General features: G+C 68.0%; 11 protein-coding genes. All 11 read right to left on the bottom strand.

The genetic code is table 11. The features are described from left to right. Positions 1–21: 21 nt before the first annotated feature. The 11 genes from IEY21_RS12005 to coxB all read right to left on the bottom strand — a co-directional run bounded on the left by IEY21_RS12005 (position 22) and on the right by coxB (position 13,612). Positions 22–1,269 carry an ABC transporter substrate-binding protein gene (locus IEY21_RS12005; RefSeq protein ID WP_188904586.1) on the bottom strand — a complete coding sequence of 416 codons (1,248 nt, stop codon included), beginning with the start codon at positions 1,267–1,269 and terminating at the stop codon, positions 22–24. A gap of 104 nt (positions 1,270–1,373) precedes the next feature. Beyond that, positions 1,374–2,384, bottom strand: a complete 1,011-nt coding sequence (locus IEY21_RS12000; protein ID WP_188904585.1) for a LacI family DNA-binding transcriptional regulator — start codon at positions 2,382–2,384, stop codon at positions 1,374–1,376. Between the two features lie 188 nt (positions 2,385–2,572). Further along, positions 2,573–4,093: a xylulokinase gene (gene xylB, locus IEY21_RS11995; protein WP_188904584.1), complete on the bottom strand. Its 1,521-nt coding sequence runs from the start codon at positions 4,091–4,093 to the stop codon at positions 2,573–2,575. Continuing rightward, positions 4,090–5,274 carry a xylose isomerase gene (xylA, locus tag IEY21_RS11990; protein ID WP_188904583.1) on the bottom strand — a complete coding sequence of 395 codons (1,185 nt, stop codon included), beginning with the start codon at positions 5,272–5,274 and terminating at the stop codon, positions 4,090–4,092. Before xylA ends, xylB begins: the two co-directional genes overlap by 4 nt. A gap of 25 nt (positions 5,275–5,299) precedes the next feature. Continuing rightward, positions 5,300–6,325, bottom strand: a complete 1,026-nt coding sequence (locus IEY21_RS11985) for a LacI family DNA-binding transcriptional regulator (RefSeq protein ID WP_188904582.1) — start codon at positions 6,323–6,325, stop codon at positions 5,300–5,302. 188 nt (positions 6,326–6,513) lie between these two features. Further along, a complete protein-coding gene (locus IEY21_RS11980) occupies positions 6,514–7,593 on the bottom strand; it encodes an aldose epimerase family protein (RefSeq protein ID WP_188904581.1) in 1,080 nt (359 codons plus the stop codon). Positions 7,594–7,596: 3 nt separating this feature from the next. Beyond that, positions 7,597–7,956, bottom strand: coding sequence for an ArsC/Spx/MgsR family protein (locus tag IEY21_RS11975; RefSeq protein WP_188904580.1), 360 nt, complete (start codon positions 7,954–7,956; stop codon positions 7,597–7,599). Between the two features lie 61 nt (positions 7,957–8,017). After that, positions 8,018–9,013 carry a Holliday junction branch migration DNA helicase RuvB gene (gene ruvB / locus IEY21_RS11970; protein WP_188904579.1) on the bottom strand — a complete coding sequence of 332 codons (996 nt, stop codon included), beginning with the start codon at positions 9,011–9,013 and terminating at the stop codon, positions 8,018–8,020. A gap of 67 nt (positions 9,014–9,080) precedes the next feature. After that, the gene (locus IEY21_RS11965) at positions 9,081–9,770 is read right to left on the bottom strand and encodes an SCO family protein (RefSeq protein ID WP_188904578.1); all 690 of its coding nucleotides are present in this window, start codon (positions 9,768–9,770) and stop codon (positions 9,081–9,083) included. A 147-nt stretch (positions 9,771–9,917) separates the two neighbouring features. Continuing rightward, complete coding sequence (locus IEY21_RS11960; RefSeq protein WP_188904577.1) at positions 9,918–12,380, bottom strand: cbb3-type cytochrome c oxidase subunit I; 2,463 nt, start codon at positions 12,378–12,380, stop codon at positions 9,918–9,920. After that, entirely contained in the window at positions 12,377–13,612 is a 1,236-nt protein-coding gene (coxB, locus tag IEY21_RS11955) for a cytochrome c oxidase subunit II (protein ID WP_188904576.1), read from the bottom strand. The genes IEY21_RS11960 and coxB overlap by 4 nt, the downstream gene beginning before the upstream one ends. Between the last annotated feature and the right edge of the window lie 126 nt (positions 13,613–13,738).

The raw sequence follows: 13,738 nt of genomic DNA, 5'->3' as shown, positions 1-13,738 counted from the left end.
TTCAAGCGGTTGCCGCGGTGCTCAGCGGGCGCGGCGCAGGATCTGGGCGCGGGCGTCGGCCAGGGCCTGCTTGATGTCCTTGCCCTGTTCCAGCACGTTGGTCAGCTCGGTGTTCACGATCTGATCGGCCACCGAGTCGTACTTGTTCACGTCGATGGGCTGGGTCTTGCGGGCCGCGTCGCGCCACAGCAGCCGCGCCTTCTGACCGCCCAGGAACGGCACCACCTGATTGAACACCGTGTCGTTCTGAGCGGTGAGCAGCGCCGGGAAGGCGCCGTTGTCGGTGAAGGCCGTCAGCTGCGAGCCCTTGTCCAGGGTCATGAACTTGATGAACTCCCAGGCCCACTGCTTGTTCTTGGCGGCGCTGGGGATGGCATAGAACGAACCGCCCCAGGACGCGAAGGAGTTCTCGGGCAGGTTCTGCACGCGCCACAACCCCTTGGTGTCGGGAGCCATCCAATTTTGCAGCGCGCCCTGCAGCCACGCTCCGCTGAACTGCGTGGCGACCGTGCCCTTCTTGAAGGCGTCGTACCACTCGTTGCTCCACTCACCGATCTTGGCGTCCAGGCCGGCGTCGCGCACCTGCTTGGACAAGGTGAAGGCGCGCAGGAAGCGGGCATTGTCGGGGCCGACAAGCAGAGTGTTCTTGCTGTCGAAGTAGATGCCCTCGCCGGGCTTGAGGTTGGTGCGGCTGACGACGCCGTAGACGCTCTGGGCGGTGTTGATCAGGTACGCACCGGTCTTGGCCTTGATGGTCTTGCCGGCGGCGATGTAGTCGTCCCAACTTTTCATCATGGCCTCGGGCTTGACCCCCGCCTTGTCCAGCACGTCCTTGCGATAGAAGAAGGTGCCGGGGCCGATGTCGGTGGGCATGGCGATGAAACGGCCATCACTGCTCGTGGCCTGCGCCACCGTGAAGGGCGTGAACAGCTTCTTGTAGGCCGCGGCGTTGTACGGCGTCTTGCTGAGGTCTTCCAGGCCCCGGCCCTCGGCGAACTTGCCCACATAGCCGACCTCCACGGCCATCACGTCGGGCAGGCCCTGACCGGTGGCCAGCGCGGTGGTCATGGCGTTGTGGTGGTCGGCGAACTCCTGTGCCTGCAGCTTGATGGTCACGTTGGGGTACTTCTTGTTCCACGCGGGCAGGATGGCCTTGATGGCGCTGTCGAGGCTGGGGAAGGCGGCCACCGTGAGGGTAACCTTGTCCTGAGCGTGGGCCGTGCCGGCAAGCAGAGCGGTAATCAGGGCGAACGTGGCAATTTTCTTCATGGTGACCTCCTGGTCGTGAAAGCGCTTTCAAATCGGATACAAAATAGGGCTCATGGTGGACTGCTCGGCCGGGGGTGGGCAGCTCAGGACATAAACGGATCACCTCAGTGGGAAAGCAGGGGGGCGGGTCCGGTAGAGTCACGCACGATCAGTTCCGGCACGTAACGGGGCAGTTGGGGGTGGTCGCCGGCAAGCAGACGCAGCACGGCCTCGGCGGCCACTTGGCCGAGTTCGGCAATCGCCTGACGCACGGTGGTCAGCGGCGGCGTGGCATAACGGGCGGCAAACAGGTCGTCAAATCCGGTGAGCGAGATGTCCTGCGGTACGCGGATGCCCAGGCGGTACAGGGTCAGCCGCGCGCCGAAGGCCATCTGGTCGTTGGCGCACAGCAGCGCCGTGAAGGGAAGGTCCGAGCGGCACAGTTCCTCGGCGGCCCGTTCGCCGCTGGCCTCGGTGTAGTCGCCGGGGCGCATCAGCCCGGCCTGGGGCTCCAGGCCGCATTCGCGCAGGGCGGCCTCAAAGGCCAGACGGCGTTCCAGCGCGTCCTGCTGCACCTCCGGTCCCCCGATAAAGGCGATCTCGCGGTGTCCCAGGTCGGTCAGGTGGCGCACCAGCAACCGGATGCCGGCGCGGTTGTCGACCAGCACGCACCGTTCGGACAGACCGCTGACGTCCCGTCCCACCGCCACCAGGGGCACCCGCGCGGCCACCGCCTGCAGCGCCGCGTCCTCGATCACGCCGCCGAGCACGATCAGGGCGTCCACCCGGCGGCGCATCAGCAGGTCCAGAGCTTCCTGTTCCCGCGCCGCCTCCCAGTGCCCGCTGACGACCAGCGGGTGGTAGGGGCTGCCCTCCAGGCCGCGCTCAATGCCGGCCAGGGTCTCGCCGTAGTAGGGGCTGGTGTCCTGGGTCAGCACCCCCACCGAGAAGCTGCGTCCGGCTGCCAGCGCCTGGGCCTGCACATTCGGCGCGAAGTTCAGGCGGCGAATCACCGCCTCGACCCGGGCGCGCTTGTCGGGGGTGACATTGGCGGTTCCGTTGAGAATGCGCGACACGGTGCTGGGCGAAACTCCAGCTTCCCGCGCCACGTGGGCCAGCGTGACGGTGGCAGACATGGGCAACTCCCCGGCAGACCCGGCGTCTGCCTGCAGCTTCTTTGACTTGTGAACACGCCCACCTTAAGTGCTTTTGAAAGCGCTGTCAAGATCGCGTCACCGACGGTCAACGGGGTGGCGTCTGGCACGGCGCCGGGCCACAGGTGCCCGGTGTTGCCCGGGAATGGGGAGGTGCCCCCGGTCCAGCTTCAGCGTTCCGGGTGGGTCAGGCCGGGCAGCTGGACGGCGCTGACCGCCGCGTGCGCGGGGTACAGCTGGGCCACGGCGGCGGCGTGCTGACTCAGGGCCGTCCCGGCCGCCAGGGCAGGCACTGGGGTACCGCCGGGAGCCACGGCGTCCATGGCCGCGTGCAGGTCGGGATGCAGGCCGGCGTGGGGCATCGCCAGGATGGCCGCCCCCTCGGCGGCCCCGGCCTCGGCGGCGGTTTGGGGGCGCTGTACCGGCAGCCCCAGTGCGCCGCTGAGCAGTCCCAGCCACAGGTCGCTGCGCGCTCCGCCCCCGGTGGCCCGCAGGTGTTCCAGCGCGGCCAGCGGACGCATCACCTGGTAGGTGTCGGCCAGCGCACAGACGGTGCCTTCCAGCACGGCGCGGGTCAGGTGTGGCCGGCCGTGGGCCAGGCTCAGGCCCAGCCACGCGCCGCGCACCCCGGGGTCCATCAGCGGACTGCGCTCTCCGGCCAGATACGGCAGAAAGGTCACGCCCTCGGCGCCGTCGGGCACGTGTTCGGCCTCGGCAAGCAGCTGTGCAAAGTCGGTGCCCGGGGCCAGCCGGTCGCGCAGCCACTGCAGCGCCCCGGCACACGCCAGCGTGACCCCCAGCAGGTGGTAGCCGCCGTCGGCGTGCGCGAACAGGTGGACGCGGCCCTGGGGATCGGGGGTGGGGGCCGCCAGCGGCGCGAACAGCACCCCGCTGGTGCCCAGGCTCACCGAGCCCACGCCGGGCCGCGCCGCCCGCAGCCCCAGCGCGACGGCGGCGGCGGCGTTGTCCCCCCCGCCGGCCACCACCGGCAATCCGGCGGGCAGGCCGGTGTCCCGCGCCCGTTCCGGCGTCAGGCCGCCCACCCGGTCCCAGGAGTTCACGACATCCGGAAACAGCCCGGCGCTCAGCCCCAGCGCCCCCAGCACCTCGCCGTCCCAGGTCTTGCCGGCCAGGTTCAGGGCCCCGACCCCCGAGGCGTCCGACGGCTCGGTGGCCATCACGCCGGTCAGCACGAACCCCAGGTAATCCTTGGGCAGCAGCACCCGCGCGAGGCGGGCGAACACCTGCGGTTCCTCGCGCCGCAGCCACAGCACCTTGGGCAGCTGAAACCCGGTCACGGCGCGGTTGCCGGTGCGGGCGATCAGGTCGGGGCGGGGCACGGCGCGCTCGATCTCGTCCACCGCCTCGCCGGTGCGCTGGTCGTTCCACAGCGGCGCGGGGCGCAGCACGTCGCCGCGTGCGTCCAGAAAGACCGCTCCGTGCATCTGCCCGCTCAGGCCCAGGGCCAGCGGCGTGTGGCCGCCCTCTGTCAGCTGAGCGGCCACCTCCCGCAGGGCGTCGACCGCCCCCGCCACCCAGTCTGCGGGGCGCTGCTCGGTCCAGCCGGGGCGGGGGGTGAGCAGCGGGTAGCTGCGGCTGGCGTGCGCCACAACCCTGCCGCCCGCGTTCAGCGCGACCACCTTCACGCCGCTGGTGCCCAGGTCCACGCCCAGCGTGACCGGCCCGCTCATCCGCGTACGCCCAGCAGCAGCTCCATGGTGAGCTGGTCGAGCTGTTCCAGCCCCGGCCCGCGCCGCCCCAGCGCTTCGCGGTCAAAGGCCCGTTCCTTCAGCGCCCGGGCCCGTTCCGGACTGAAGCGGCCGGTCAGTTCGGCGAGTTCGGCGTCTTCCACCCGGTAGGCTGCCAGTGCCGCCTGAATTTCGGGGTCCTCGTTGAACTTCCGCACCTTCTCCTTCAGGAGCAGGTAGGTGCGCATGCAGCCGCGCGCAAAGGCCCACACACCGGCCTCGTCCTCGGTGCGCAGGGCGTGGGCGTCAAAGTGCCGGGGACCGCCGTAGCCGCTGTCTTCCAGCAGCTTGACCAGAAAGAAGGCGGTCTTGATGTTCTCGGCCCCAAAGCGCAGGTCCTGGTCGAAGCGGCCCATCTTCTGGTCGTTGAGGTCGATGTGGAACAGCTTGCCCGCATCGATGATCTGCGCGACCGCGTGCGTGAAGTTCAGGCCCGCCATGGTGTCGTGGGCGAACTCGGGGTTGACGCCGAAGAGGTCCGGGCGCTCCAGCGTGGGAATGAAGCCGAGCATGCTGCCCGCCGTAGGAAAGAAGATGTCTCCGCGCGGCTCGTTGGGCTTGGGTTCCAGCGCAAAGCGGTAGCCGTAGCCCTGCGCCTCGCTGTAGGCGGCCAGAAAATTCAGGCTGTCGCGGAACCACGCCAGAGCGTCGAGCAGCTTGCCTCCGGCGTCCACCTCGCTGCCCTCGCGCCCGCCCCAGAACACATAGGTTTCGGCACCCAGTTCGTGGCCGAGGTCCATGCTGTGCATGGTCTTTTGCAGCGCATAGGCCCGCACCCGCGCGTCGGCGCTGGTAAAGGCGCCGTCCTTGAAGGCGGGGTCGCTGAACAGGTTGGTGGTCGCCATCGGCACCTTCAGGCCGGTGTCGTTCAGGGCCTGCTGAAAGTCGCGCACCAGGTGGTCGCGCTGCCGGGCCGTGGCGTCGATGGGCACCAGATCGTTGTCGTGCAGGTTGACGCCGTAGGCGCCCAGACCGGCCAGCTGGCGCACGAGGTAGGGAGCGCTCAGCGCGGCGCGCGTCGGCTCGCCGAAGGGGTCGCGTCCGGTCTGACCGACGGTCCACAGGCCGAAGGTGAAGCGGTCGTCGGGGGTGGGGGAGAGGACGTCATGGGCAGCGTTCGTCATGGTGGACCTCCAGAGTGGGGAACAGTCAGTGCGGACGGCGCGGCGCGGTGCTCGCGCGCAGAACCAGTGTGGGCGGCAGCACCGTGCGCGGCGGCGGGGCCGGGCCGCCGCGTAGCCGCGCGATCAGCATGCGGGCGGCGACCTCTCCCATCTCGGGCAGCGGCTGACGCACGGTGGTGAGCGGCGGATGGACCTGACTGGCCTGCGGAATGTCGTCGAAGCCGATCACCGACACGTCGCCGGGCACGCGCAGGCCGTGGTCGCGCAGCGCCTCGATCACTCCGAAGGCCGAGACGTCGTTGGCGGCGAAGACGGCCGTCGGCAGCGGCAGGCCGCCCGCGTCCAGCCGCGCCAGCAGCGTGCGTGTGGCGTGGAATCCGCCCGGCTGGGTGTAATCGCCGTCCACAATCAGGCGTTCGTCCACGGGCAGGCCGGCGCCGCGCAGCGCCTCCCCGTACCCGCGCAGGCGCTCGGCGCTCGCCTGCACGTCCGGGCGTCCCGTGACGAAGGCGATGCGGCGGTGGCCCAGGTCCAGCAGGTGTCCGGCGGCTAAGCGCGCCCCGGCCATGTGGTCGGTGTCCACCAGCGCCAGCGGCTGCCCCGGCGATTCGTTGCCCACCACCACCACCGGCAGCGAGGCGTCGAGCAGGGCCGGGGCGTAGTCGTGCAGGGCGTAGGGCAGCACGATCAGCAGCGCGTCCACCAGCCCGCCGCTCAGGCGCGAGACATTGTGGCCCTCGCGCCCGGGCCGCTCCTGGGTGGTCGAGATCAGCAGGTCCAGCCCCAGCGCCGTGGCGGCGTGATCGGCCCCGCGCACCACTTCCGAGACGTACTGGGTCCCCAGGCTGGGCACGAGCACGCCCAGGGTGTCGCTGCGCCCGGTCGCCAGGGTGCGGGCGGCGGCATTGGCGCGGTAGCCCAGCTTCTGCGCGGTGGTCAGCACCCGCGCCCGGGTCGCCTCGCTGATGCCCGGCTGCCCGTTGAGCACCTTGCTCACGGTCATCTTGCTCACTCCCGCCTGCGCGGCGATGTCCTGCAGGGTCACGGGCATGGGGTACGCTCCTGTGGTGTGGGGAGAGGGGAAAGGGCGTGTGCTCCCCTTCCCGGCGCAGCAGAGGGGAAGGCCGGCCCCCTGGGGGCCGACAACACAGAGACAGCGGCAGAACTGCCCTTATAGTTACCGGTAACCCTGGCGGTGTCAAGCGTGGACAGGGGGTCTGGCCGGGTTGTGGGGACCGCCTACTGCGCCGAGAACCGCCACTCGGTCCGGGTGTGGTATGTCTGGCCCGGGTGCAAGATGATGTCGTCCAGCACGGGCTGATTGACCGAGTCGGGGGCTTGCTGGGGTTCCAGACACACCGCTGAGTGCTGTCCGTAGCACGCGGCGTTCCAGCCCACGAAACTGCCGTCCATCACGTTGCCGGTGTACACCTGCAGGCCGGGTTCGGTGGTCGAGACCTCCACGCGGCGGCCACTGGCCGGATCGTGCAGGGTCGCGGCCCAGCGCAGGGGAGCGTCCGCCGGGGCCCCGGGCAGCAGAAAGTGGTGGTCGTAGCCGCCGGCTTGCCGCAGCTGCGGGTGGTCGGCCTCGATGCCCTTTCCCAGCGCCCGGGCCATCTGGAAGTCGAAGGGGGTGCCCGCGGCGTCGGCCACGGCCTCAGGGATGCCGCCTCCGTCCACTGCCAGAAACCGGGCGCTGTTCAGTTGCAGGGTGTGGCCCAGCACGCCGCCCGCGCCGCCGTCGGCCAGATTCCAGTAGGCGTGGGTGGTGAGGTTCACCGGGGTCAGGCGGTCCGTGGTGGCCCACGCCTCAAACGCCAGTACGCCGGCGTCCGTCAGGGTGTAGCGCGCAGTGACCTGCAGCGCCCCCGGATAGCCTTCCTCGCCGTCCGGGCTGAGACGGCGGAACTCCACGCCGCGCTCCCCGTTCCCCGAAAAGGGTGTACCCACCCAGCGCACGGCATGGAAACCGCCGGGGCCGCCGTGCAGGTGATGGGGCGGATCGTTGCGCGCCAGCCGGTGCGCCGCGCCGCCCAGTGTGAAGGTGCCGTGTGCGATGCGGTTGGCGACCCGCCCGATCAGCGCTCCAAAGTAACGGGCCTCCGGCTCGTGCAGGTACGGCGCGAGGTCGGGGTGACCGAGCAGCACGTCGCCCAGCGCGCCGTGGCGGTCCGGGGCCTGCACCCGCAGCAGGCGCGCGCCGTACTCGCCTAGGCGGACGCTCAGGCCGCCCGGCGTGCGCAGGGTGAAGAGGGAAACGTCCGGTCCGCCGGGCAACCGGCCCCAGGGGCGCGTTTCCAGTTCAGGCAGTGGGGACACCGGTCAGGCCTGTTCCAGCATGGTTTTCCAGCCGGCAAGGTCCTCGCCCACCGTCAGCACCTTGCCGCCGCGGACCAGGGGCAGCCGCAGCAGCTCGGGGGTTTCGACCACCTTGGAAATCACTCCTTCCTCGGTGGTCCGCAGGTACGCGAGGTTGCTGCGCTCGTAGGCCTTGCCCTCCAGATCCAGCAGGGCGTTCAGGCCGAACTTCTGCACGAAGCGGGTCAGTTCACCCCGGGCGATGGGGCGTTGCGTCAGATCCACAAAATGAATCTTGACCCCGCGCTCCTTGAAGAACCGCTCGGCAGCGCGGGTGGCTGCACTTTTCTTGAGGCCAAAGACCTGAATCTGAACGCCGCTCATACCGACAAGTGTAGAGGAGGGGCAAGAATCTGTGACGGTCCGTGCCGTACACAGCGGCGCGTCAGTTGGTGTACAGCCCCAGCTCCCCGTCCGCGCCGCCCACCGGCAAGCCCAGGTGGTCATAGGCGTGGGCGGTGGCGACCCGGCCACGCGGGGTGCGTTTGATGAACCCCAGCTGGATCAGGTAGGGCTCGTACACGTCTTCCAGGGTCAGGGCGTCCTCGGAAATGGCGGTGGCCAGGGTGTCTACCCCCACCGGACCGCCCGCAAAACGGTGGATCAGGGTTTCCAGGTACTTCTTGTCACGGTCGTCCAGACCAGCCGAGTCCAGGCCCAGCTTGTCCAGCGCGCTGTAGGCCCGCTCCAGCTCGATGACGCTTTCTCCAGCGACCTCGGCGTAATCGCGCACCCGGCGCAGCAGTCTCTTGGCAATGCGCATGGTGCCGCGGCTGCGCGCCCCGATTTCCAGCGCGGCGTTCTCCTCCAGCCCGAAACCCAGCAGGCGGGCGTCGCGCAGCAGGTTGGTGGCGATTTCCTCGGCCGTGTAGTACTCCAGGTGTTCGATGATGCCAAACCGGCTTCTCATGGGAGCGGAGATCAGGCCGGGCCGGGTCGTTGCGCCCACCAGCGTGAAGCGCGGCAGCGGCAGCTCGATGGTCCGCGCCGCCGGTCCCTGGCCGAGCACGATGTCCAGCTTGAAATCCTCCATGGCCGGATACAGGTGTTCCTCGGCCACGCGGCCCAGGCGGTGAATCTCGTCAATGAACAGCACGTCGCCTTCTTCCAGACTGTTCGTCAGAATGGCGGCGAGGTCCCCGGGCTTCTCGATGGCCGGGCCAGAGGTCACGCGGATGTTCACGCCCAGTTCGGCGGCGATGATGTGTGCCAGCGTGGTCTTGCCCAGGCCTGGAGGCCCGAACAGCAGGGTGTGATCCAGCGCCTCGCGGCGGCCCCGGGCAGCCTGCAGGTACACCCCGAACTTGTCCTTGAGCTTTTCCTGCCCGACATACTCGGCCAGGGTTTTGGGACGCAGGGCGGCGTCGAGCGGTTCGGTCATGCCGTTTATATTACGCTATTTCCGAAATACATGCTGATTCTTCGGGAAAAGAAACGGAGCGCGGGACTCAACCGGCGCCGCCATAGGTCCGGATCAGGCCCGGCAGGTCGCGCTGCAACTCACCGCCGATGACCTCGCCGTTGCTGTAGACCCGGACGAAGCGGCCCTGGGCATCCACCACACTGACCTGATCGCCGTGAATGCGGGCGGCCTCATCCGCGCCTGCGCCCACCGCTGCGGCGTTGTCGGCCCCCGACCCGGCGGAGGGAGCGGTGTGGGCGCTGTGGTCCATGGTCATGATGGGCTGGGGAGGAACGTTGGTCACGAACATGGTCCGGGCCGCTTCGTCAATGGTGGCGGCCGGACCGGTCAGGCCGGTAAAGGCGGGATCAAAGCGGTCGAGGTAGGCGCGCATGACCGCGGGGGTGTCGAAGGCAGGGTCCACCGTGATGAACTGCACCTGCATCTGCCGCCGCTGTTCGGGCGTGAGGGTGTCGTAGCTGTTTTTCAGGCTCGCCAGGGTCGGCGGGCACACATCCGGGCAGCGCACGAAGCCGTAGAACACCAGCCGCAGCCGGCCGTCCGAATCGGCGAGTGTGGTTGTCTGCCCCCGGTCATCGGTCAGTTTCAGGGCAGGCAGGGTGAGTGGGCTGTCCAGCGCCAAACCGCCCGTCACCGTGGGGCTGGCCTGCCGGACATACAGCAGGCCCCCCAGAATCGCCGCCACCACCAGCAAAGCCGCTGTCAACCACTTCATGCGGGCAGGCTAGAGCAGGGCGGCCGGGCACCATGTCCCCCGGTCCCCCGCCACTCGGGGTCACGGCGCACCCGGGCAAACAGAAAGGCGGGAGGGGACGCGCAATCGGCGTCCCCTCCCGCTCTGAACTTCTGAAGCCGGTGTGCTTTACCAGGCGTAGAAGATCGCCACGATCAGCAGCCACACCACGTCCACCAGGTGCCAGTACAAGCTGGCGGGCGTGATGGACCCGTGGTTGTGCTTGTCCATCTTGCCGGTCATGGCCTGGTAGTACGGCAGGGCCACGCCGGTGCCGCCGATCAGGATGTGCAGACCGTGCAGGCCAACGATGGTGAAGAAGCACGACTGCCACAGGTTCTGTCTCCAGTCACTTTCCTGGCCGAACAGCGAGAACTCGTACACCTGGAACAACATGAACAGGGCGCCCAGCAGCAGGGTAATGAACAGACCCAGACGGAAGCGGGTGAGCTTGCCGTGGTGGTTGTCCTGCTCGGCGCGGTGAATCACGAACGAGCTGCTGACCAGGATCAGGGTGTTCAGCGCGGCGAGCCACACGTTGGGACGCAGCGCGGGCGGCTCGGCCAGACCCGTGACGCGCAGGTACACGTACCCGGCGATCAGCACGCCGAACAGACCGACTTCCGAGATGATGAACCACGCCATGCCCATGAAGCCGTTGTCGTACTTGGTCAGGTGATGGTGGTCCACCGGCACGGCGTATTCGCGCGTTCCGGCCCACTTGAACAGGCCCCACAGGAACACCGGAATGCTCGCATACAGCACCAGGCTGGCAAACACGTGGCCGGGCGTGGCGTCAAAGAACGCCTTCAGGCCGCCGGCCGGCGTGTAGTTGGTAAACCACCCGAAGCTCAGGCCGTAGCCCATCAGCAGCAGGCCGACCGCGGTCACGAAGGGCCAGATGCTGTCCTGCGGCAGGTGGATGGTCTTGGGGTCCACCGGGGTCAGGGTGTCGCCGTTCTTCTCCCAGTCGTACAGCGGGCGCTCGGTGGGGAAGGTCTTGGGGAAGTCGTGGGCGAAGTTGTAGGCCGCCGGGGGGCTGGCCGCCGTCCATTCCAGCGTGAAGCCGCCCCAGGGATTGGGCGAGGCGGTCGCCGGCTGCTGGGCGGTCTTGTACATGTTCCACGCCCACACCAGGCCGCCGGCAAGCAGGGTCAGGGCGCCTAGGGTGGAGACGAAGTTCAGCTCGGTCCACGCGAAGTTGCCGGCCGGGTAGGTGTAGTAGCGCCGGGGCATGCCCAGCAGACCCAGGATGTACTGCGGCAGGAAGGTCATCCACGAGCCGATCATGAACAGCCAGAAGTGCCACAGGCCCAGCTTTTCGTCCATGAAGCGCCCGGTCATCTTGGGCCACCAGTAGTACAGGCCGCCCATCGCCAGGAAGGCGGTGCCGAACATCATCACGTTGTGAAAGTGTGCCACGACGTAGTACGACATGGTGACCTGATAGTCGAAGGGAATCATGCCCAGCGAGACGCCGGTGATGCCGCCGATCAGGAAGTTAAAGATGAAGCCGACCAGCCAGTAGGTGGGCGATTTCATGATGATCCGCCCGCCCCACAGCGTGCCGATCAGGTTGAAGATCTTGACCCCGGTGGGCACGGCCACAATCAGGGTGGCGATCATGAAGGCGATCTGCCACGACTCGGGCAGGCCGACGGCGAACATGTGGTGGACCCACACGAGCAGGCTGACGAGCACGATGCCCAGCAGCGAGTACACCATCACGCGGTAACCGAACAGCGGTTTGCGCGCCATGGTCGAGGCGATCTCGGCGCCAATGCCTAGGTAGGGCAGCAGCATCACGTACACGGCGGGGTGCGAGTAGAACCAGAAGAACTGCTGGAACAGCACCGGCACGCCGCCGATGCCGGGGTTGAACATGCTCAGGCCCAGCTTGATTTCCAGATAGGTGACCAGCGCCGCCGCCGTCAGGCCGCCCAGCGAGATCAGCTGCAGGATGGAGGTGGAGAAGATCGCCCAGCAGAAGATGGGCATCTTCCACAGGCTCATGCCGGGGGCACGCATGTTGACGACGGTGGCCGCAAAGTTGGCGCTGCCCAGCAGCGAGGCGATGCCGTTGAGGGTCAGGGCGACCATCAGCACAGACACGCCGGTCTGGTTGGCGTCCACCGAGAGGGGGTAGTAGAAGGTCCAGCCGACGCCGGGGGCCCCGCCGTTGGCAAGGCCGGTGATGACCAGAATCAGGCTGAAGATGAACAGCCACACCGCAAAGGTGTTCACGCGCGGCAGCGCCACGTCGCGCACGCCCAGCTGCAGCGGCAGGAACCAGTTCCCGAAGCCGAACAGGCCGATCGGAATCAGGAAGAAGAAGATCATCAGCGCGGCGTGCAGGGTCAGGACCTGGTTGTAGGTGTTGCCCACCAGAAAGGTGTTGTCCGGCACCGCGAGCTGAAGGCGCAGGGCGACGGCGAGCAGGCCCGCCAGGGCAAATCCGATCAGACTGGTCACGATGTACAGCGTGCCGATCTTCTTGTGATCGGTGGTCATCATGTAGTCCTTGAGGACCTCCCAGGCACTGGGCCGGGTGCTGTGGGTTTCAGGCAGCTGTTGTGGAGCGTGAATGGTCACTGCGTTCCTCCCGTGGTGTTCTGGCTGCCGAAGACCGGCGTACCGCTCCAGTAGTTGGCCTCTTCCGGCAGCTTCAGGCTGCGCAGGTAGGCGGCCACGTCATCAAGCTCGGCGTCGGTCAGGATGCCGCCCTTCACCAGTTTGCCGTTCGCACGGTATTCACTGCCGTCGTAGGTGGGCATCAGGCTGCCGGGCTTGACCAGCGGGCTGTGCTTGATCCACTCGTGCAGGATCTCGCGGGCGCGCGGCGTTTCCCAGTGATTTTCCGGCTCCATGAACTCCCACATGCCCGCGCCCAGCGTCCGGCGGGTGCCGAAGAAGCTGAGGTCGGGCCCGGCCACGCCAGCCGCCGGGGTGCCCTGAACGCGGTGGCACGCGGCGCAGGCCAGCGCGCCGGTTTCCGGCTTGCCCTGCATGAACAGGGCGTACCCGCGGGCCTCGGCGCTGCCCGCAGCAGGTTCCGGAGCGCGGTAGGCCTTGGCGGCGGCCAGGAAGCTGGCATAACGCTCGGGTTCCAAGGCCACCACCTTGTAGCGCATGTTGGCGTGGCTGGCTCCGCACAGCTGGGTGCAGTTGCCCTGATACACGCCCGCGCGGTTGATGTCGACGTTCCAGCTTCTGAGGGTCGCAGGCATGGCGGCGCGCTGGCCGCCGATGTTGGGCGCCCAGAAGCCGTGGATCACGTCTCCGCTGGTGATGGTCAGCGCGACCTGCTCGCCGATGGGCATGATCATCTCGTTGCCGTTGGTCACGTTGCCGCCCGCGTCCGCCTTGGTTTCCGGGTACGCAAAGTTCCACCAGAACTGGCGGCCCAGCACGTCGATCTTGGTCGCCTCGGCCGGCACGGGGTTGAGGATCGCCATGCTGCGCACCGTGAGCACGCTCAGCACCATCACGATGATGACCGGCACGACCACCAGCCAGGTTTCCAGCCGGTTGTTGCCGTGGAACTGTTGCGGCGCGGCGTCGTTGCGGTCCTCACGGAACCTGCCCACCGTGTAGAACAGGGCGTACGACACGCCCACGAAGATCAGGATGGACAGGGCGATGGCCCAGATGCTCATCCAGAAAATTTCCTTGTTGTAGTCGGAGGCCAGATCCCCCATGGTGATGAACTGCTGCGATCCGCAGCCGCTGAGCAGAGCCGTGCCGAGGCCGGCGGCGGTGGCCATGGTCAGCGCTCGCCGGAGTCGCTCTCTGGCGTGCAGACGCTGGCCGCTGTGACGGTTCATGGTATTCAACTTCGCTCCTTTCTTCTCGGCTTCAGTTTAATCCGTGACGCGGCGATTTGCGCGGCTTGCCGGCCCTCACCGCGCCTTCCTGTGCCGGTGCCCTACCGAACGGTTAGACATGACCCC

It is taken from the genome of Deinococcus aerophilus (assembly GCF_014647075.1).
GTDB classification, from domain to species: domain Bacteria; phylum Deinococcota; class Deinococci; order Deinococcales; family Deinococcaceae; genus Deinococcus; species Deinococcus aerophilus.
The sequence above is the reverse complement of the archived record's forward strand: the minus strand, read 5'-3'. Positions and strand labels throughout refer to the sequence as shown.